The sequence below is a fragment of the Lignipirellula cremea genome (genome assembly GCF_056501455.1).
In genome coordinates this window covers 3490013-3508752 of the sequence record NZ_CM151415.1, presented here as the reverse complement: position 1 = coordinate 3508752, position 18740 = coordinate 3490013, and the positions used below count along the sequence as shown (strand labels likewise).

Here is an 18740-nt window from a genome sequence, read left to right as displayed (position 1 = left end):
GTAACGCCGGCGCCGGGTCGTGACCACTCCTCTCGCGACCGCCCGTCGCTTCGTCGACGCTTCTCGCACGTTTCTCGTTTCGGCTACGCATGAATCTTCGATCGCTGGGCCTCCGCGCGAGCGTCGTCCTGTCGCTGGCTTCCGCCGCCTTCGTCTTCGTCGGGACCGTATCGGCGGACGAGATCGTCGCCGTCGGCGCCGGCTCGTACGCCTCGTCGTTTCCGACTGGAACGGTTCGTCCGCCTGCGGAGATCTCCCGCGTCGATTCGCTGACCGGCCCGATGCCGACGAACGACTGGTGGAGCAGCGCGGCGTGGATGCCCTTCTCCGAGCGGCAGTATCCCCACCCGCTCGCTGTGCAGGCCGAGCCCGGCGGACTCCGTATCTATTACCCGGGTCCGTCGATCCACGCGAACGACTCCGCCATCTTCGGCTTCATGGAGCCGAACCGGCCCGACGATCTGACCATCGGACACAGCGCCTGCGAGAAGTTCGCCGCCGCGAAGGTCGCGGATTTCAGCGACTGGTTCGTGACGCTCCGCTTCGAGCAGAACGATGCGCGGCTGGACGTGCTCTACGGGCATGGTTCGCCCTACGTCTATGCGACCGCCAGCGGCGGTCAGGGAACGATTCGCTTCCCCGCGCCTCCGAAGGTCTGGTCGTCAGAGAACTCCGCCGTTCTGGGCGTCACCATCTCGGGCCGGCATTACGGTCTGTTCGGTCCGGCCGGATCGAAGTGGACTCGCGCCGATGACGCGACGCTGACGCTCGATTCGCCGAGGGATTACTTCGCCGTCGCCGTGCTGCCGGACGACGCGCCCGAAACGCTCGCCCGCTTCGCCCGGTACGCACACGTCCGACCGAAGGATACCCGCGTCGCCTGGTCGTACGACGACGCGACGGGCGAGGTCGCGACCGAGTTCCGCTACGACCTCGAATCGCTCGAAGGCTCCGAAGCGAAGACGCTCTTCGCGATCTATCCGCATCAGGCGCATTACCTCGACGAGGCGCCGTCCGACGAGTCGCTCCGCGCGGCGTTGACCGGTCAGGCTTACGCCTCCGTCCGCGGTCCGATGCCGCTGGTCGAAGGGACCGGCTTCCGCACGCGACGAGCGTTCCCCGGCGCGCTGCTTGCCTTGCCCCGGACGGAGAGCGCCGACGCGCTCCGCATGGCGAAGCTGCTGCGGCAGGAACTGGCGATCCCCGAATCGCCGACGAAGGATACTTACTGGGAGGGCAAGGACCTCGGCAAGCTGGCGACCGTCGTTCCGATCGCGGAGGCCTTCGGCGAAGAGCAGATCGCCGACGAAGCGGTCGCACGGCTGAAGCGTCGACTGGAAGAGTGGTTGGCCGCCGGCGAGAAAGACAAGGCCCTCTTTCGCTACGACGAGCGCTGGGGGACGCTGATCGGCTACCCGGCCAGTTACGGCTCCGACGCCGACCTCAACGACCATCACTTTCACTACGGTTATTTCCTCCGCGCGGCCGGCGAAGTCGCGCGGCATGATCGAGCCTGGGCGGAAGAGTCGGCGTGGGGCGGCATGGTCAAGCTGCTGATTCGCGACGTCGCCTCGACGGATCGAGAGGACCCGCTCTTTCCGTTCCTGCGAAACTTCGATCCCTACGCCGGACATACCTGGGCGTCGGGACACGCCAAGTTCGGCGACGGCAACAACAACGAGTCGTCGTCGGAAGCGATGAACGCGTGGTACGGCCTGATGCTATGGGGCGAAGCGACAGGAAATCGCGAACTTCGCGATCTCGGCGCCTGGCTCTTCACGACCGAGGCGACGGCGATCGAGGAGTACTGGTTCGACGTCCGCAATCGCAATCATCCGACCGCTTATCGCCCCTCCGTGGTCACCATGGTGTGGGGCGGTAAAGGAGCGAACGGAACGTGGTTCTCCGGCGATCCGGAGATGATCCACGGCATCAACTGGCTTCCCGTCCATGCGGGATCGCTCTATCTCGGTCGCGTGCCCGACTACGCGGAGAAGAACTATCAGGCGCTCCTTTCCGAGAACGGCGGAGCCGACTGGAGCGCCTGGCAGGACGTCATCTGGATGTACCGCGCGCTCTCTGACGCCGACGATGCGCGGGGACAGTACCAGGCGGCCGGTCCTGCTCCCGCGCTCGAGGCAGGGAACTCCGCGGCGAACCTGGCTCACTGGATCGCGTCGCTCTCCGATCTGGGCCGCGTCGACGCTTCGCTGACCGCCGACTGGCCCTGGCACGCGGTGTTCCTCAAGAACGACGTTCGCACCTACGCCGCATCGAATCCGGCTCCCTCTGCCCGCACGGTCACCTTCTCCGACGGCACGAAGTTGACCGTCGAACCGGGCGAGACGAAGTCGCTGCGAAAGCCTGCTTCGTGAGCGACGCCGCGGAACGCGAAGCGAGCGAGGGCGACGGTCCTGCTCCCTATCGAAACCTCGACGCGCAGCGGCTCGCCGGCCTGAAGCAACTGCTCGCTCTGAAGACGACGAAGCGGACCGGTTGGTTGCGAGCGGGCGTCGAGCCGCAGAACTGCGAGAGCGTCGCCGACCACGCCTTCTACGTCGTGCTGTTCGCGGCGATGCTCGCCGACGATTCGCTCGATCGGGCGACGGTTCTCGAAATGGCGATCGTCCACGATCTGGCCGAAACGGTCGTCGGCGACCTGACCCCGAGCGACTGCCCGCGGTCCGAGAAAATCGAGCGCGAACGGTCGGCGATGGTCGCCCTCTGCAGATCTCTGCCGAACGGCCAGCGGTGGCTCGATCTCTGGGAAACGTACGAGCGCCAGGAGTCGCCCGAGGCCAAATTCGTCCGCGGAATCGATCGGACCGAAATGGCCTGGCAGGCGGCGCTTTACGCCCGAGAGGCCGGAATCGACGCTCAATCGTTCCACGCCTCCGCGGAACGCGACGCCGACGCGACGACTTTTATGCGGCTGAACGACGCGATCGCCCGCGTCTGCCGCGATTTCCCGGGGTCCGCGGCAGAGAATCCGTAACGCATCCGCTTGCCCGGATCATCTAAGTAGGGCGGCGGCTACGCCTGATTCCTGCTTTGCCGGGGGCCGCCTCCGACGTTAGAATCAGGGGCCCGCACGGGGAGTTACTCCGCGACTCGGCCGCCCGGTCGGTGTTGAAGCGTAGCTCTGCGTGGGTCCCGCCGCGATCCGATCGCATCTCCCCCGCCTGCCCGAAATCCTGCATGCTCGTCCGGACGACGAACTTTCCGCTGATCGTAGGCGCCTGCGCGCTGGCAGGCTTCGCCTGCGCTGCCGGTCCGACCTTCGCCGCCGACGCGGACGCCGCGTTCGAGAAGCGTCTGAGCGAGAAGCTCTTTCCGCTGGTGAAGGCCTACTGCGTCGACTGCCACTCGGAGGCCGAATCGACCGCGGGCGTCAACTTCGCCAAGTACGACGACGCCGAATCGATTCTGAAGGACCGCAAGCTCTTCATGCGCGCCGTCGACGCGCTGCGCAAGGAAGAGATGCCGCCCGAGGACGGGTTGCAACCGTCATCCGACGAGCGGATGACGATGATGGAACTGATGCACGAAGCGGCCCAGCGGATCGACTGCTCGGGCGATCCCAATCCGGGCTCGGTCACGATTCGGCGGCTGAACCGGACCGAGTACAAGAACACCGTTCGCGATCTGGTCGGCGTCGATTATCAGCCTGCCGACGATTTCCCGGGCGACGACGTCGGCTACGGATTCGACAACATCGGCGACGTCCTGTCGCTGCCGCCGCTGCTGCTCGAGAAGTACCTCTCCGCCGCGCAGGATATCTCCGAACGGGCGATCGCCGTTCCGCTTGCGCCCGGAACGCCCGTCGTCCGCGTTCCCGGCAAGGACTTTCGCGGCAAGGGAGGCTCGCGCCGCGACGACGGCGGCATCGTCTTCGCCTCCTCCGGAAGCGCCAGCTACGAATTCGAGATTCCCGCGAAGGGGAAGTACGAACTTCGCTTTCGCGCTTACGGCGATCAGGCCGGCGAAGAAGCGCCGAAGCTGGAGGTGAAGGTCGCCGACCGCGATTTCGCCAACTTCTCCGTGAAGGCGGAGGAAGACGCGCCGGACTATTACTCCAAGCAGTGGGCGGCGCCTGCCGGAAAGTTCCGCGTCACGATCGGCTTCTCCAACGACTTCTACGAAGAGAAGGGCGCCGACGGCAAATCGCACGATCGCAACCTGCATGTGCTGGGCGCCGAACTCGTCACGCTCGAACCGGCGATGCCGGCGAAGCTTCCGGACTCGCACGCGAAGATCCTCTTCGTGCGGCCCGGCAAGGAACTGACTGACGTCCAGGCGGCGGCGCAGGTACTGCGTCGACTCGCCAGCCGGGCCTATCGCCGTCCCGTAGCGGAGAACGAACTGCGTCGCCTGGCGCAGCTCTGCCTGGCGGAAGCCGAACGCGAAGGTTCGTTCGAGGCCGGCGTGCGTCTGGCCATGCAGGCGATCCTGGTCTCCCCCCACTTCCTGTACAAGCTGGAACAGCCGGCGGCGCCGGGGGAGACGCGAACGCTCAACGATTACGAGATGGCGGTCAACCTGTCGTACTTCCTCTGGAGTTCGATGCCGGACGACGAGCTGCTGTACCACGCGTTCCAGGGGACGCTGCGGAAGGGGGACAACCTCGACAAACAGGTCCGCCGGATGCTGGCCGATCCCAAGGCCGACGCGCTCGTCGAACAGTTCGCGTTCCAGTGGCTCAACCTGCGACCGCTCGACGAGATGAGCCTGGACAACGACCTTTTCCCCGGCTTTGACGAAGAGCTGAAGAAGTCGATGAAGGAAGAGACGCGTCTGTTCGTCGAATCGATCTTCCGCGAAGACCGTCCCGCGACCGACCTCCTGTCCGCGGACTACACCTACGTCAACGAGGAACTGGCCGAGCACTACGGCATCCCCGACGTGAAGGGGGACGAATTCCGCCGGATGGACGTCGCCCAGTACGGTCGCGGCGGCCTGCTCACGCAGGCGAGCGTGCTGACCGTCACCAGCAACCCGTCGCGCACTTCGCCCGTGAAGCGCGGCAAGTGGATTCTCGAAAACCTGCTCAACTCGCCCCCGCCCCCGCCCGCGCCCGACGTTCCGACGCTGGAACGCCAGACGGAACTCAAGGGAACGCTGCGGGAACGGATGGAGCAGCATCGCTCGAATCCGAACTGCGCGACCTGCCACGAAAAGATGGACCCGCTCGGCTTCGCGCTGGAGAACTACGACGCCAGCGGCCGCTGGAGAACCGAGGACGAAGGCCTGACGATCGTCGCCCAGGCGGAATTGCCGTCGGGCGAATCCTTCGGGAACGCCGTCGAGTTGCAGAAGATCCTCGCCAAGTCGCAGCGCGAGGCGTTCCTCCGCTGCATGATCGAGAAGATGCTGACGTATTCCCTCGGCAGAGGGGTAGAATATTACGACCAGTGCTCGATCGACGAGATCTATCGTCAGGCTGTCGCCGAAGATGCACGCGTCGGAGCGATCGTGCTCGGCGTCGTGAAAAGCGACCCGTTCCAGAAACGCCGAGGAGAAGGAACCCCATGAGCGCCAATCGAGTATCACCCCGGCAACTCTCTCGACGAACGGTTCTGCGAGGCGCCGCCGGCGTCGCGATCGGTCTGCCGCTGCTGGAGGCGATGCTTCCCCGCGGAGCGCGCTCGCTCTTCGCGGCCGAGGCGGTCAGCCGCCACCCGCTGCGCGTCGGTTACTTCTTCGTGCCCAACGGCATGCACATGCAGGACTGGCGGCCCGAGAACGAAGGGGCGCTGACGAAGCTGCCGAAGACTCTCGAGCCGCTGGAAAAGTACAAGAGCCACGTCAACGTCCTGACCGGGCTGACGCTGAACGGCGGTCGCGCCCTCGGCGACGGACCGGGCGATCACGCTCGCGCCGCGGCGTCGTTCCTGACCGGCGCTCATCCGAAGAAGACCGACGGCGCCGACATCTTCAACGGCGCCTCGATCGACCAGGTCATCGCCGAACGGGTCGGCAGCGCGACGCGGCTCCCCTCGCTCGAACTCGGCAGCGAGGGCAGCTCGCAGGCGGGACGCTGCGATTCGGGGTATAGCTGCGCCTACGTGTCGAACCTGGCATGGCGGACGCCGACCTCGCCCGTCGCGAAGGAGAACGATCCCGCCGCCGTCTTCGAACGCCTGTTCGGCGCCGGCGATCCGAAGGACTTCGCCAAGACCCGCGCAGCCGTGACGGAGCGCCGCAAGAGCGTGCTGGACTTCGTCCGCGAAGATGCGGCGTCGCTGCAGAAGGATCTCGGCGCGAAGGATCGTCAGAAGCTGGAAGAGTATCTCTATGCCGTGCGCGACGTCGAACGCCGCATCGCCTCGCCCGACAAGCTGGTCGACATCGCCGAAGACCTGTCGGACTATCCCCGGCCCAAGGGCGTGCCGCGCGAGTACGAAGAGCATATCGCACAGTTGCTCGACCTGATCGTGCTGGCCTGGAAGACCGACAGCACGCGGGTGGTCACCTTCATGTACGCCAACGCCGGCAGCAACCGGAGCTACAAGAACCTCGACATCGGCGACGGCCACCACAACCTTTCCCATCACGGTCGCAGCGACGAGAAGCAGACGAAGATCTCCAAGATCAATCGCTTCCACATCGATCTCTTCGCCCGCTTCATCGGCAAGCTGCAGGAGACGCGGGAAGGAGACGGCTCGCTCCTGGATCATTCGCTGCTGGTCTACGGATCGGGCCTCTCCGACGGCGATCGCCACAACCACGAGGATCTGCCCATCCTGCAGGTCGGCGGGGCGAACGGTACGATCAAGACGGGCCGTCACCTCGTCTACGACCGCGACACGCCGCTCTGCAACCTCTACGTCTCGACGATGAATCGCATGGGCGTCGCCGGTTCGGAATTCAGCGACGGCACGGGTCCGCTGAAGGGCCTGGAAGGCTAAGGAACGGAAGGCACGCCCTTCTAAGAAACCCCATGTCGCTTGAGCTAACGAAAGAGCAAAGGCGAGCCGTCGACGAAGGCGAACCGGTTTCGGTTCGCCTGCCCGAATCGGACGATCGTCTCGTCCTCATGCAGCAAAGTCGGTTCGTACGGCTGGTGGCGACGCTGGTCGAAGACCACCTGAAGAACCGCACGCCCAGCGATAGGCTCCACGACGAGATCGAAGAAGAAATCGTCAACCGGGCCTGGAAGCGAGTCGGGCGCCGAGCGATCGTCAGGCGTCTTGAGGAAGGAGCGCCGGACGACGAATGAATCCGGGGGAGATCTACGTCGCCGATCTGGAGGAAGCGGGCAGGCATTTCGCGATCGTTGTATCGCGCGAGCGACTCAACCGAGGGCGGGACGTCGTCGCCGTCCTCTGTACCTCGCAGCAGATCGAGAAGCGATCGACGTTCCCGAACTGCGTTTCTTTCGCCGCCGGCGAGTACTGTTTCACGCGTCCGACGGTCGCCCGGTGCGAGGCAGTGCAACTCATCGACCGGGAGATCCTCGACGGCCCCGTCGCCAAACTCGACGATCTCGCTTACCGCGATATCGTGAAAGCGCTCGGATACGTTTTTCAGGCCGACTGCGAACCGTACGACGAAGCCTGACGTTCGCCGGTTGCGTGCGGCGCGAGCTGCTTACGCCTCCTGCGCTTGCGACGGCGGGGCGGGCTCCCTAGAATCGAATCGGGGCGTCGATTCTGGCGTCCCTCTTCTCTTCCGCTCGCTCGGCAGGTGTTTCAAAGATGAAACGTCGCTTGCTTCGTCCGTGGCTCTGGATGCTGACCGGCTTCGTGCCCGGTCTCGCGCTTGCGATCGGACTTGCGATCGGCCTGACCGCCGGCGGCGACCGCACGGTCGACCCGTCGGACGGCCCGATGTTTCAGGGCATGCCGCTGAGGGCGCTCGGCTCCTCTTCGGGCGAATCGTTCGCCATGTCGACGGGTCCCGTCGACGGCGAATCGGAGGCGGTCTACGCCCTCGACTTCCTGACCGGCGACCTGTACGCCTGGGTTTACTATCCCCGCGTCGGCCAGTTCGGCGCGCAGTACGGCCCCTACAACGTCGCCGCCGACCTGCAGTCGGAAGCGGGCAAGTCCCCGTCGTACGCGATGGTCACCGGCCAGGCCGAGATGCGGGGACCTGGCGGTCAGGCGACCTTCGCTAACAGCATCGTCTACGTCGCGGATTCCAACACGGGCCGCGTCGCCGCCTACGTCATTCCCTGGGATCGCACGCTTTCGGCCCAGGGCGCGCCGCAGCAGGCGACGTTCCTGCGCATCGGCATGTTCCAGGGACGCAAGGCGGCGATCCGCAAGTAGCGGTCACGTCGCGCACGGAGCCGAAAGCGCAATCGCGGTTCCTCGTCGGTTCGGTGATTCGGAAGGCGACTGCCCGGAATGAAAATCCTCGTCAACGGCGAGACCGTCGAAGTCTCGCCTGGCGCCACGCTCGCTTGGCTGGTGCAGGAGCGCGGCCTCGAAGGTCGTCCGATCGCCGTCGAACTCAACGCGTCGCTCACGCCCCGCGAACGTCTGGCCGAAACGCCGCTCTCCGAGAACGACGAAGTGGAAATCGTCACCTTCGTCGGCGGCGGCTGATTCGTTCGGCGCTCGGGCTTCGAAACCTCGCCGCCGCGCGCTCCTCCGTCGCCTTGCCATTCCGTCGCCGCTGTCGCTCATGCATTCTCGCGTCGCCGATTCCGATCTTCCGTCGCTGACGGCCGCGCCTGCGCTCGAAGAGGTGCCGCTCAGGATCGGCCCCTACGTGCTGCAGAGCCGGCTCATCGTCGGCACCGGTCGCTACGACGATTTCGACGTGATGCGGAAGGCGATCGAACTCTCCGGCGCCGACTGCGTCACGGTCGCCGTGCGGCGCGAACGCCAGCACGACCGCCAGGGACGGAACATCCTCGACTTCCTCGACCCGGAACGCTTCAAGCTGCTGCCGAACACGGCGGGCTGCTATAACGCGCGGGACGTCGTGCGCGTCGCCAAGATGGGGCGGGAGATCCTGCGGCAACTCGATCCGTCCGTCGCGGACTGGGTCAAGCTGGAAGCGCTCGGCGACGCCAAGACCCTTCTTCCCGATCCCGTCGAGACGCTCGCCGCGGCGAAGGAACTCGTGGCCGAAGGGTTCAAGGTGCTTTGCTACACCAGCGACGATCCGGTCGTCGCCCGGCGCCTCAAGGATCTCGGCGTCGCCGCGGTGATGCCGGCGGGAAGTCCGATCGGCTCGGGCCAGGGCATCCTGAATCCGAACAACCTGCGGATCATTCTGGAATACCTGAAGGCGGACGACCCCGACTATCCCGTGATCGTCGACGCCGGCGTCGGCGCCGCGAGCGACGTCGCCGCGGCGATGGAACTGGGCGTCGACGGCGTGCTGCTCAATACGGCGATCGCGCATGCCCGCGATCCGCTGCGCATGGCGAGAGCGATGCGGCTGGCCGCCATGGCCGGTCGCGACAGCTTCCTGGCAGGACGCATCCCGAAGCGTCTCTACGCCTCGGCCAGCAGTCCCGAAGCGGGCGTCGTCGCGTCGAAGCCCTACCCCTCCTGACGACGCCTTCCTGAAGACATGCGACGTGGCGATCGGGTCAGCGGTCCAGCCCCTGAACATCAGGCGGCACGACCGGCTCGTTCGACGCGTCTTCTTTCGACGCGTCCTCGCTCGAAGTCGTCGGCTGCGGAACCGTGGTCGGCGGCGGAGGCGGAACGAAGCCTCCCGGAGGAGCGGGCTTGAACGCCGCGGTCGTCAGCATCGCGGCGATCACGATCGCGAAAATCGCGAACCGCAGCACGACAAGGAACAGGCCCATCGCCGCGGCGCAGATGCCGAGCGCGTAGCCGAGGCGGGTCTTCTCCCTTCCCGCAGGGTCCATCGCGCCGCGATCCATCGCCTTCAGGTCGCGGCGTCCCATTACGAACGCCGCGATCCCGATCCCGACGCCGACCAGATCGACGGGCACGTAGGGACAGCAGGAGGTGAAGACCACGGCCAGCGCCAGGGCGAGCATCGCCGCCAAGCCGAAACCCAGAACCTTCTGCGCCCGATGGGGCGGGCCGTCGAACGGCGGAAGCTCCGGCGCCTCGGCGTCTGTCGCAGGCAGCGGACCGAACCCGGGCGGCGGCAGGATCAGGAACGTTCCGCCGCAGACGCCGCAGCGTCCGCGCTTTCCCGCCTGATCGGTCGTGACCGTCGTCTCCGCGCCGCAGGCTGCACACCGGACGACGAACGGTCGGGGCGGTTCCGGCGCCGCTGCGACCTCCTGGGGAACGCTCGCTTCGCCGGCGCTCGCCGCGTCAGGAACGGTGGCTGCCTCCCCCGACTCGTCGCCGCTCGACGAAGTCGGTTCGCCCGACGAAGCGCCGACTTCCTCGTCGTCAGGAGCCGACATGACTCGTCTCCCTCTGCGTGCGAAGCATGACGCTCAGAAGTCGTTGCCGAAGTCCGGCTCGTAGGAGTCCGCCCACGGATCGGGCTGCATCCCCTGGTTGCCGAGTTCCGAGAGCCCGACGGTCAGCACGAGGATGATGCCGATCACGAACAGCATCACGAGGAGGAACAGCACGATCGCGTTCATGATGATGCCCGCCACGCGAAATCCGGACTTGCCGAAGAAACCCGTGATCAGGCCGCCCGCGGAAGTGAGGAACGCCAGGAGATTGAACAGGCCGCCGATGATCGGGATGCAGCTCAAAACGCATCCCCCCATCATCAGCAGAATGCTCACGATCCCGAGGATCATGCTGATGATGCCCGGCACGTCGGCCGAGCCGCCGCTCGGACGAGGCACCCCGTAGTGCGCGGGCGCCGCATAAGCGCCGTGAGCAGGCATCGCCGGCGACATCGGCATCGGCATCGGCGCCATCGCCGGAGCCCCGAGGTTGCCGAGGTCCGCGAACGGATCGCTCGCAGGTACGACCGGACGCGGTTTCGCCGCGGCCTGCGGCTGCGCGAACGCGTTCGGCTGAGGCTGGGCGACCGGAAGGGGCCGGGCGGCAGGACCCGGCGCCGCGGCATGCGGTTGGGCGAAGGGATTCGGCGCCGCGGCTTGGGGCTGCGCGAACGGATTGGGAGCGGCGGCGCCTTGCGACGGTTTAGCTGCTGCCGGCTGAGCAGGCTTCGGAGTCGCCGGCTGAGCGGGCTTCGCGACCGCCGGCTGCACGGGCGTCGCCTGGACGGGCTTCGCCTGCACGGTATTCGTCGGCGCTGCGCTCGGCGCCCTGGCGACCGGCTTCGCCACCGGAAGCGGCCCGCCATGCGGAACGGATTCCGCGGGGATCGTCATCAGGTGACCGCACTTCGCGCACTTCCCCTGGCGCCCGACGAACTTCCCCGGCGCCTTCATTCCGTGTCCGCACTTTTCGCACGGAAACTCGACCGGCTCCAGTCGTTCCGACTTCTCCGGAATCGGGACGACCTCCTGGCACGTGGGACAACGCCCCTTCTTGCCCGCATGGGCTTCCGGGGCGCGCACTACGCCATCGCACTTGCTGCATCGAAATTCGATCACGCAGCGTTCTCGCAGGCAGACGACCGAGGAACGGGCAGACGAAACCGGCAGCCGGGAGGAAGCGGCTCGGCAGGAGCGACGGGCGGCAGGCTTCGCGGCGATCCGATCGCCGCCAGTCATTCGCCGATCCGCGAGCGATATTCTCGTCCGCAGCGAGAATGAATCCAACCGCCCGGAAGCGCTTTCCCCACCGGAATTCCGATCCGTCGCGGGCGACCTAGATCGCGTCTCGCGAAACTGTAGCGGCCTATGCGCCGGTTACGCGACGATTCAGATCGCCGGGAACGCTACATGTGAGTGCGACACGCACTATTCTTCGTCGCTCAGTCCCAGACGGAACATCCAGCGGCGCTTCGGGCTGCCCGGCTCGGTCTTCGAGCCCGGTCGCTTGCTGGCGGCGGCGAATTCCTTGCGGAACTCGTCGATCTCCCGGCGCGCGTCGTCGAGTTCCAGCCGCTCCCGCGACAGCCGGGCCCGTTCGAGCGACAGATCGACCTCGGCGCTGCGAAGCTTTTCTTCCCACTCCGTTTGCAGCAGCTTCAGGCGCTCGCGTTCCTCGACGATCAGTTCGTCGGCGTCGAGGATCGCGCCGAGCGCAGCGGCCCCGACGGCGGCGTCAGGAATCATGGACGCCCGATACTCGAGCAGGCGCCGCAGCTCTTCCAGTTCGGCTTCCTTCTCCGCGATGACTTCGTCGGTGACCTTGATCGCGTTCTCGATCGCGGTCCGCTCTTCGGCGTCGAGCGAGTCGTCCGATTCCTCGGAGAGTTGCTCGAGCAGACGACGCTTCTGCGATTCCCAGTCGAGCCCGCCGCCCGAGGCCGCGGAGGCGCTCGCGCCGCCCGACGACTTCGCGCGACGAACTTCGTCCTCGAGATCGAGCACGCGGCGCTTGAGCGACCGGACGTCCTCCATCGCGAATTCGTAACGTCGCTGAAGATCGCTTCCGCCCGTGGACGCAGCTCCTTCCGCGGCTTCGCGTTCTTCTTCCAGCGAAAGACGAATCTCTCGTTCCTGGGCAAGTTCGCGTTCGACTTCCGCCAGTTCCTGGCGAAGCTCTTCGAGTTGCGAATCGCGGCGTTCGTCGTCGGCGATCCGATCGGCGCTGGCGAGAGCGAACGCGGCGAGACGCTCTTCGTTCTCCGCGATATCCTCGGACGAGGCTTGCGTTCGTTCCAGACGCTCGCGCAGCTCCGCCGTCTCCTTGCGGAGCGCGGCTTCGCTTTCGCGATAGAGTTCCAGTTCGACGCGCAGTTCGCGGACTTCGTCGTCGTGGGTCAGATCGCCTTCGCGAGCCGCCGCCGCGGCGCGGAGCGAGACCAGTTCGGCTTCCAGTTCGACGCAGCGACGTTCGCTGGCTTCGCTTCGCAGCAGAAGGTCGTCGTCGAAACGCCCCTTCGACGCGGAGGATTCCGCGGCGGCGAGCGACGATTCGAGTTCGGCGATCCGCTGGGCGAACGTCCTGACGTGCCGTTCGTGTTCCTTGCGAGTCCGCGCGGTCTCTTCCTGAAGCGCCGTCAGCTCTTCGCGGCAGGCAGCTTCGCGAGCTTCGGCCCGCTTCAAGGCGCCGTCGACTTCGTGGTGGACGGACTTGCCGATCTGGCTGCGCCATTCGGTGAGCCGCTTCGCCAGTCGGCGACGTTGCTCGTCGGAGCGATCCAGTTCGTCGCGCAGGCGCTTGCGCTCGGCTTCGAGTTCGGCGCCGCCGCCGCGGGGGCGCGTCTGCTCGGCTTCCAGTTCCTGTTCGAGCGTCTGGCGCCGTTCGCGTTCTTCCGCGAGCGCCGATTGCAACGCGTCGAGTTCGGATTCGATCGTCTTTCGCAGGCGATCGAAGCTTTCGCTGCGGATCGGCAGATCGGCCTCGATCTCCGCGCACGCCTCGATCCACCCCTCGAACCCGGGGGTCCGATCGGGAGATTCGCGCAGGGAGGAACGACGGGCGCGGTCCATGCCAGGTCGCAGACGAGAGGCAGCAGGAATCGACGGACCGCAATAGATAGGTCAGGAACGACCTCGGGTCAAACGGCGAACTCCGGCAATCCGGACGTCAGGACCGGAGGAATCGAATCGATCGCCGGCGATCCGTCCGACGCGGCTCAGCGTGCTTCGGCCCCGGGCGATGCCGAATCAGGAACGCTCTCTGCTTCTGAAACGCTGCCGGGATCATGCGCGGACCTCGGCGCCGTCGCGACCAGGCGTTCGACGAACAGCGTGTCGAGGATCAGTTGCCCCGCGTGGTAGGTGATCATCGGCAGGATCGAGAACCCGAACGTCGCCGCCAGATCGAGGCCGATCATGAGCGTCTTCTGGCTGCCGGAGATAGCCACGGCGATTCGATCCTCCCGCCGAAATCCGAGCGAGCCGGAGCCGTACCACCCGGCGCCGAGCGCCGAAACGTGAACGGCCACCGTCGCCAAGCCCATCGCCAGCAGATCGAGCAGCGTCCGCTCGGCGACGATCTGACCCGAGCCGGACTGGCTCCCTTCGTGCTGGCCCGTCTGCACCATGCCGATCAGAACCATCGACAGCACGCCGCACTGGGTCGCGACGCTCAGGATGGTTCGCTTGCTCGCGACGAACGGCTTCACGCCCGGCAGAAATCTTGTCGCCTGCGCGAGCGCCATCGGCAGCACGACGAACAGGATCAGTTCCAGGACCGTCTGCAGAATGGGAATCTCGACCGTCACGCCGCCGCCGTTCAGCAGCGACGGGGGCAGGATCGACAGCCATGCCGGAATGATCGCGAAGCAGAGCCCGTTCGTGACCAGCATCACCGCCATCGCGATCAGGTCATTGCCGCCCGCGCGGCGTGTCCAGACGCTGGCCGAGGCGAGGGTGCAGGGAATGATGCATGCGATCAGGAGACCGCCGGGAAAGCGTCCGCCGCCGTCGAGCCCGCTCGTCGACAGCGCCCAGGCGGCGCCGATCCCCAGCACGGGCACCAGCATGACGTTCGCCGCGATACCGAGCAGCGGCGCAGCGGGGCGGATCCAGACGGCGCCGAACGCCCGCGGCTCCACCGGCAACGCCATCAGAAAGAGCACGGAGAACAGAATCGTCCGTCGAATCCAGGCATGCTCGCCCAGGAAGCTCAGCTCCTCGCCCGCCAGCGAGCCGACGATCAGGGCGACCAGCAGCAGCGCCAGAAACCACGTTCGCGAGATCCAGCTTCTCATGGGCTCGCGCCTGGTTCCTTCCGTTCCGAATCGTGCATGCGGCTCGACTACAATGACGTTCCCCTCGCGGCGAGAGGCCGATTCTCTCCCGCCCCTCGTCTCTCCACAACGCTCCTAGAGGACGGTCTTATGCTCCGCCCCTTCCGCTTCGACCTCGCCTTGTCCGCTCGAGCGGTCGCGGTCGCCGCCGGCCTTTCGCTGACGACCGTCGGCGGCGCCTCGATGCTGGCTGCCGAAGAGCTGCCGGTCGTCTACCAGACCGACTTCGAAAAGGGCGCCGACGACTGGAAGCCGACCGACGCCAAGACCTGGAAGATCGAGACGACCGACGGCGACGCGGCCTACCATCAGACGGCGAAGAAGAGCGACTATAACCCGCCCTACCGCAGCCCCTACAACATCTCGCTGCTGCAGGACCACGTCGTCGGCAGCTTCCAGTTCGACGCGAAGGTGAAGAGCACGCATCCCGACTACGGTCATCGCGACGCGTGCCTCTTCTTCGGCTGGCAGGGGCCGGCGAAGTTCTACTACGTCCATCTCGGCAAGGCGATGGACGATCACGCCAATCAGATCTTCGTCGTCGACTCCGCCGACCGGACCAAGATCAGCACGAAGACGACCGACGGCACGCCCTGGAACGACGAGTGGCACCACGTCCGGATCACGCGCGACGCCAAGTCGGGCGAGATCGCCGTCTACTTCGACGACATGGAAAACCCGGCCATGACGGCCAAGGACGACCGCTTCGCCTGGGGGCAGATCGGTCTGGGTTCCTTCGACGATACGACCGCCTGGGACGACGTCACCCTGCGCGGCGAGAAGGTCGAGAAGAAGGCTGACTCGACGAAGTAGGTTTCCTCCTGCACCGCCAACCGTAACGATTTCCGAAGCGCCTAAGCTCAGCTTCTTCTCGAAGTTTCCGATCTTTAGAAAACGTTCAGATTCGCGACGCATTCGTCAGCTTGATTGCGTTTTTGTGCGGCGACGGTTACTCTTGTCGGCGCCGGCAGGTCCCATGCGGTCCCGCTGGACAATCCGATACACCGTCGGATGTTCGGACACTTCAGAGAGGTTCGTCATGTGTGCTGTCGGATGTCGAAGGCTGGCGCTTGTGTGCGTCATCGCAGCAGTCGCGTCGCTGACCTTTCACCGAGGTCCGATTCATGCTCAAGACGGCAACTTCGTCGAAGGGGCCATCTGGCAGTTCGACATGACGAAGAAAGGCCGTAAACCGTCGACGGTTCAAGGCCGGCTGCGGATGTTCAAAGACGTCCTCTATCAGAAGACGAAGCCGAAGGATTCCGAATTTGACCGGAAGGTCGGCGTCAACAAACCGGACGGGAACGATACGCGCACCGAGTTCGAGGACCTTCGCGTCTTCGACGGAGAAGGAAATGGGACTCGACTCGATGGCGTAGCGATCCTCAAGATGAACAAGGTCGGCGAATGGTCCGGAACTTTCACCGCGAGCGACTCGGCCATCTGGGAGATGAAACTCTCTAAGGTAAAGAAGTAGAGGCCCTCCGTCTGATCGCTCGCGGCTCATAGTCCGACCCGAGGCAAGCGCTTTCATCGATTCGGCTTCGAATCATGGGCCTTCGGTCGGTTGCAGATTCTCGTTCGAGCCGAGGCGCGCCATTCACGAGGCGGGGAAACTAGCTCGCCCCCAACGCTTCAGGGACTTGCACGTTTCCCGATCGCCGGATACATGAGGGGCGTCTGCCTGTGCAGGCGCTCTTTTTTCGTATCGCGCCCAGCCCCGCTCCTTACCCGCCGCCGTCACGAAAGTCCGTCGATGCAGAAAACGCTCGTCTTGCTGAAGCCCGATTGCGTCCAGCGTCGCCTCGTCGGCGAGGTTCTCGCCCGGTTCGAGGCCAAGGGCCTGCAGATCGTCGCGATGAAAATGCTCCGCGTGACGCCCGAGCTGTCCAAGCAGCATTACGCCGAGCACGTCTCCAAGCCGTTTTACCCCGGCCTGGAAGAGTTCATCGTCAGCTCGCCGATCGTGGCGCTTGTCGTCGAGGGGCTGGAGGCGATCCGCGTCGTCCGCGACATGCTCGGCGCGACGAACGGCCTGAAGGCGAATCCCGGCACGATCCGCGGCGATTACAGCAGCAGCCGGCAGATGAACCTGGTCCACGCATCCGACGGCGAGGACGCTGCGAAGCGGGAGATCGATCTCTACTTCCAGCCGAACGAGATCTGCCCCTGGGACACCCTGCTCACCCCGGTCATGCGCTCGGGCGACGAGGGCTGAACGAGTTACGCGCGAGCGATTCATCGAAAAAATTCGGCGAACGTCGCTTGCGTCTCCGCGAGGCCGGTCGATAATTCGAGTTATGACGACTCGCAGCTACTTTACCTGGCGCTATTACTTTACCCCTATCGCCTAGGGGCGCCGGGAACGTCTGCAAGTCGCTTAACCGCACAACGTCTCCGCCCCGAAGGCTCTACCAGGCCCTCGGGGTTTTTTCGTTTCGGCTTCTACCGATGACGACTTTCTCCGCGGGTCGCTGACCTCCGGAGCCCGTCTCTCGAAGAAGAAGCTGACGATGTCTGTCGCCGAACTGCCTTTAGCCGCCCCGCGGGAGTCGTTTTCGATGATCGTCGTGATGGAGAAGAACGCGTCCCAGGCCCAGATCGCCCACATGGTGGAGCGGGTCGAATCGCTCGGCCTGAAGGCTCACAAGATCGTCGGAACCGAGCGAACGGTCATCGCCGCCATCGGCGAGAAACGGGCGCAGACGAAGGAGTCGCTCGAATCCGGGCCCGGCGTCGCGGAGGTCGTGCCGATCCTGGCGCCCTACAAGGTAGCCAGCCGCGAGGTGAAGCCCGAACCGACGCAGATCCGCGCCGGCAGCCTGATCGTCGGCGCGGGAGTCGTCGGCGTGATCGCCGGCCCCTGCTCCGTCGAGACCGAGGAACAGATCCTCCTCTCCGCCCGTGCGGTGAAGAAGGCCGGCGCGACCGCTCTCCGCGGCGGCGCGTTCAAGCCCCGCACGAGCCCCTACAGCTTCCAGGGTCTGAAGGAAGAGGGGCTCAAGCTGCTGGCGGCCGCGCGCGAAGAGACCGGCCTCGCCATCGTGACGGAGGTCGTCGCTTCCGAGGACGTCGAACTGGTCGCGAAGTACTCCGACGTGCTCCAGATCGGCGCGCGGAACATGCAGAACTACCGCCTGCTGGAAGCGGTCGGCAAGACGCACCGGGCCGTGCTGCTCAAACGCGGACCGGCGGCGACGATGGACGAGTTGCTGCTGGCCGCGGAGTACATCCTGGACGCGGGCAACCCGAACGTCATCCTGTGCGAACGGGGCATCAAGACCTACGAGAGCCACACGCGATTCACGCTGCCGCTGGCGTCGATCCCGTTCCTCCACAAGAAGACCCATCTGCCGGTGATCATCGACCCGTCGCACGGCACGGGCCACGCCTACATGGTGCCCGACCTCGCGGCGGCGAGCGTCGCAGCCGGCGCCGACGGCCTGATCGTGGAGGTTCATCCCGATCCGGAACGGGCGCTCTCGGACGGCTACCAGTCGCTCGACTTCCCGACGTTCGAGGCGATGATGGTCCGCTGCCGACGTCTGGCCGAAGCGATGGACCGCACGTTCGGCGCTGCCGAACCGGTCATTGCGTAAACCAAAGCACGGGCTCGTCGGTGTGCCATACCCACGGCACGTCCGCAGCATGGGCATGGGTTCTAGTTCGTGCTCCTTCCTCGACTCGCCAGAGGGACAACGGCCTCTGGCGAGCTCCCGCCATCCAAGCGAGTACTGTGATCGATCACACAGAGAGATGGAACATTGTCCTCTCCGTGCTGCGATCCCTATTGGGAGCCGTCACTCCCAACCTTCGGGCAGTCGCTACGGACTGGGATGAGTCAGAAATTCGGGTGTATTGCTACTTCGATGGCGAAGTCGGTGACGATGACAAGGAACGCATGAGCGTCGCATCGACCGAGGTCGCTACAGACTTCCTCGACATCAAAACGGTCCAGTTCATCGTCAACCGTATCGATGTGCCAGCACGGCTGCCCGGCCATACTGCATGGATATTCCTGCGTGCTGAATAGGAACCCAGGGCCGTTCCAGAAT

The 18740-nt window shown here is 65.5% G+C and carries 18 protein-coding genes; 14 read left to right on the top strand and 4 right to left on the bottom strand.

What is annotated here, in order from left to right; genetic code table 11:
- The first annotated feature begins 89 nt into the window (after positions 1–89).
- The 9 genes from SH602x_RS13870 to SH602x_RS13830 all read left to right on the top strand — a co-directional run bounded on the left by SH602x_RS13870 (position 90) and on the right by SH602x_RS13830 (position 9513).
- Complete coding sequence (locus SH602x_RS13870; RefSeq protein WP_479472875.1) at positions 90–2375, top strand: glycosyl hydrolase; 2286 nt, start codon at positions 90–92, stop codon at positions 2373–2375.
- Positions 2372–2995, top strand: a complete 624-nt coding sequence (locus SH602x_RS13865; protein WP_479472874.1) for an HD domain-containing protein — start codon at positions 2372–2374, stop codon at positions 2993–2995. The genes SH602x_RS13870 and SH602x_RS13865 overlap by 4 nt, the downstream gene beginning before the upstream one ends.
- A 203-nt stretch (positions 2996–3198) precedes the next feature.
- Positions 3199–5532 carry a DUF1592 domain-containing protein gene (locus tag SH602x_RS13860; RefSeq protein WP_479472873.1) on the top strand — a complete coding sequence of 778 codons (2334 nt, stop codon included), beginning with the start codon at positions 3199–3201 and terminating at the stop codon, positions 5530–5532.
- Entirely contained in the window at positions 5529–6908 is a 1380-nt protein-coding gene (locus SH602x_RS13855) for a DUF1552 domain-containing protein (RefSeq protein ID WP_479472872.1), read from the top strand. The genes SH602x_RS13860 and SH602x_RS13855 overlap by 4 nt, the downstream gene beginning before the upstream one ends.
- A 32-nt stretch (positions 6909–6940) precedes the next feature.
- Complete coding sequence (locus SH602x_RS13850; RefSeq protein ID WP_479472871.1) at positions 6941–7219, top strand: hypothetical protein; 279 nt, start codon at positions 6941–6943, stop codon at positions 7217–7219.
- Positions 7216–7560 carry a type II toxin-antitoxin system PemK/MazF family toxin gene (locus SH602x_RS13845; protein WP_479472870.1) on the top strand — a complete coding sequence of 115 codons (345 nt, stop codon included), beginning with the start codon at positions 7216–7218 and terminating at the stop codon, positions 7558–7560. Before SH602x_RS13850 ends, SH602x_RS13845 begins: the two co-directional genes overlap by 4 nt.
- A 137-nt stretch (positions 7561–7697) precedes the next feature.
- Entirely contained in the window at positions 7698–8273 is a 576-nt protein-coding gene (locus tag SH602x_RS13840) for a hypothetical protein (protein WP_479472869.1), read from the top strand.
- A gap of 78 nt (positions 8274–8351) precedes the next feature.
- Positions 8352–8552, top strand: a complete 201-nt coding sequence (gene thiS, locus SH602x_RS13835; RefSeq protein WP_479472868.1) for a sulfur carrier protein ThiS — start codon at positions 8352–8354, stop codon at positions 8550–8552.
- Between the two features lie 79 nt (positions 8553–8631).
- Positions 8632–9513: a thiazole synthase gene (locus tag SH602x_RS13830; RefSeq protein WP_479472867.1), complete on the top strand. Its 882-nt coding sequence runs from the start codon at positions 8632–8634 to the stop codon at positions 9511–9513.
- Positions 9514–9550: 37 nt separating this feature from the next.
- Here SH602x_RS13830 and SH602x_RS13825 read toward each other — a convergent pair whose 3' ends face one another.
- The 4 genes from SH602x_RS13825 to SH602x_RS13810 form a co-directional block, all read right to left on the bottom strand.
- Entirely contained in the window at positions 9551–10351 is an 801-nt protein-coding gene (locus SH602x_RS13825) for a hypothetical protein (protein WP_479472866.1), read from the bottom strand.
- 33 nt (positions 10352–10384) lie between these two features.
- Positions 10385–11470, bottom strand: a complete 1086-nt coding sequence (locus SH602x_RS13820) for an energy-coupling factor transporter transmembrane component T family protein (RefSeq protein WP_479472865.1) — start codon at positions 11468–11470, stop codon at positions 10385–10387.
- 309 nt (positions 11471–11779) lie between these two features.
- Positions 11780–13420, bottom strand: a complete 1641-nt coding sequence (locus SH602x_RS13815) for a coiled-coil domain-containing protein (protein ID WP_479472864.1) — start codon at positions 13418–13420, stop codon at positions 11780–11782.
- A gap of 146 nt (positions 13421–13566) precedes the next feature.
- Positions 13567–14646, bottom strand: coding sequence for a bile acid:sodium symporter family protein (locus SH602x_RS13810; protein WP_479472863.1), 1080 nt, complete (start codon positions 14644–14646; stop codon positions 13567–13569).
- A gap of 129 nt (positions 14647–14775) precedes the next feature.
- Between SH602x_RS13810 and SH602x_RS13805 the strand changes: the two genes are divergently transcribed.
- The 5 genes from SH602x_RS13805 (at position 14776) to SH602x_RS13785 (ending at position 18718) form a co-directional block, all read left to right on the top strand.
- Positions 14776–15498 carry a hypothetical protein gene (locus SH602x_RS13805; RefSeq protein WP_479472862.1) on the top strand — a complete coding sequence of 241 codons (723 nt, stop codon included), beginning with the start codon at positions 14776–14778 and terminating at the stop codon, positions 15496–15498.
- Positions 15499–15661: 163 nt separating this feature from the next.
- Entirely contained in the window at positions 15662–16162 is a 501-nt protein-coding gene (locus SH602x_RS13800) for a hypothetical protein (protein WP_479472861.1), read from the top strand.
- 279 nt (positions 16163–16441) lie between these two features.
- Entirely contained in the window at positions 16442–16903 is a 462-nt protein-coding gene (gene ndk, locus SH602x_RS13795) for a nucleoside-diphosphate kinase (RefSeq protein ID WP_479472860.1), read from the top strand.
- Positions 16904–17198: 295 nt separating this feature from the next.
- Positions 17199–18284, top strand: a complete 1086-nt coding sequence (gene aroF / locus SH602x_RS13790; protein ID WP_479472859.1) for a 3-deoxy-7-phosphoheptulonate synthase — start codon at positions 17199–17201, stop codon at positions 18282–18284.
- Between the two features lie 20 nt (positions 18285–18304).
- A complete protein-coding gene (locus tag SH602x_RS13785) occupies positions 18305–18718 on the top strand; it encodes a MafI2 family immunity protein (protein ID WP_479472858.1) in 414 nt (137 codons plus the stop codon).
- The last annotated feature ends 22 nt before the right edge of the window (positions 18719–18740 follow it).

Coding starts and splice junctions, on each gene's coding strand:
- SH602x_RS13840 (WP_479472869.1), top strand. CDS start 7,698: ATGAAACGTCGCTTGCTTCGTCCGTGGCTCTGGATGCTGACCGGCTTC.
- SH602x_RS13830 (WP_479472867.1), top strand. CDS start 8,632: ATGCATTCTCGCGTCGCCGATTCCGATCTTCCGTCGCTGACGGCCGCG.
- thiS (WP_479472868.1), top strand. CDS start 8,352: ATGAAAATCCTCGTCAACGGCGAGACCGTCGAAGTCTCGCCTGGCGCC.
- SH602x_RS13860 (WP_479472873.1), top strand. CDS start 3,199: ATGCTCGTCCGGACGACGAACTTTCCGCTGATCGTAGGCGCCTGCGCG.
- SH602x_RS13825 (WP_479472866.1), bottom strand. CDS start 10,351: ATGTCGGCTCCTGACGACGAGGAAGTCGGCGCTTCGTCGGGCGAACCG.
- SH602x_RS13870 (WP_479472875.1), top strand. CDS start 90: ATGAATCTTCGATCGCTGGGCCTCCGCGCGAGCGTCGTCCTGTCGCTG.
- SH602x_RS13805 (WP_479472862.1), top strand. CDS start 14,776: ATGCTCCGCCCCTTCCGCTTCGACCTCGCCTTGTCCGCTCGAGCGGTC.
- SH602x_RS13815 (WP_479472864.1), bottom strand. CDS start 13,420: ATGGACCGCGCCCGTCGTTCCTCCCTGCGCGAATCTCCCGATCGGACC.
- ndk (WP_479472860.1), top strand. CDS start 16,442: ATGCAGAAAACGCTCGTCTTGCTGAAGCCCGATTGCGTCCAGCGTCGC.
- SH602x_RS13850 (WP_479472871.1), top strand. CDS start 6,941: ATGTCGCTTGAGCTAACGAAAGAGCAAAGGCGAGCCGTCGACGAAGGC.
- SH602x_RS13800 (WP_479472861.1), top strand. CDS start 15,662: ATGCGGTCCCGCTGGACAATCCGATACACCGTCGGATGTTCGGACACT.
- SH602x_RS13855 (WP_479472872.1), top strand. CDS start 5,529: ATGAGCGCCAATCGAGTATCACCCCGGCAACTCTCTCGACGAACGGTT.
- SH602x_RS13845 (WP_479472870.1), top strand. CDS start 7,216: ATGAATCCGGGGGAGATCTACGTCGCCGATCTGGAGGAAGCGGGCAGG.
- aroF (WP_479472859.1), top strand. CDS start 17,199: ATGTCTGTCGCCGAACTGCCTTTAGCCGCCCCGCGGGAGTCGTTTTCG.
- SH602x_RS13810 (WP_479472863.1), bottom strand. CDS start 14,646: ATGAGAAGCTGGATCTCGCGAACGTGGTTTCTGGCGCTGCTGCTGGTC.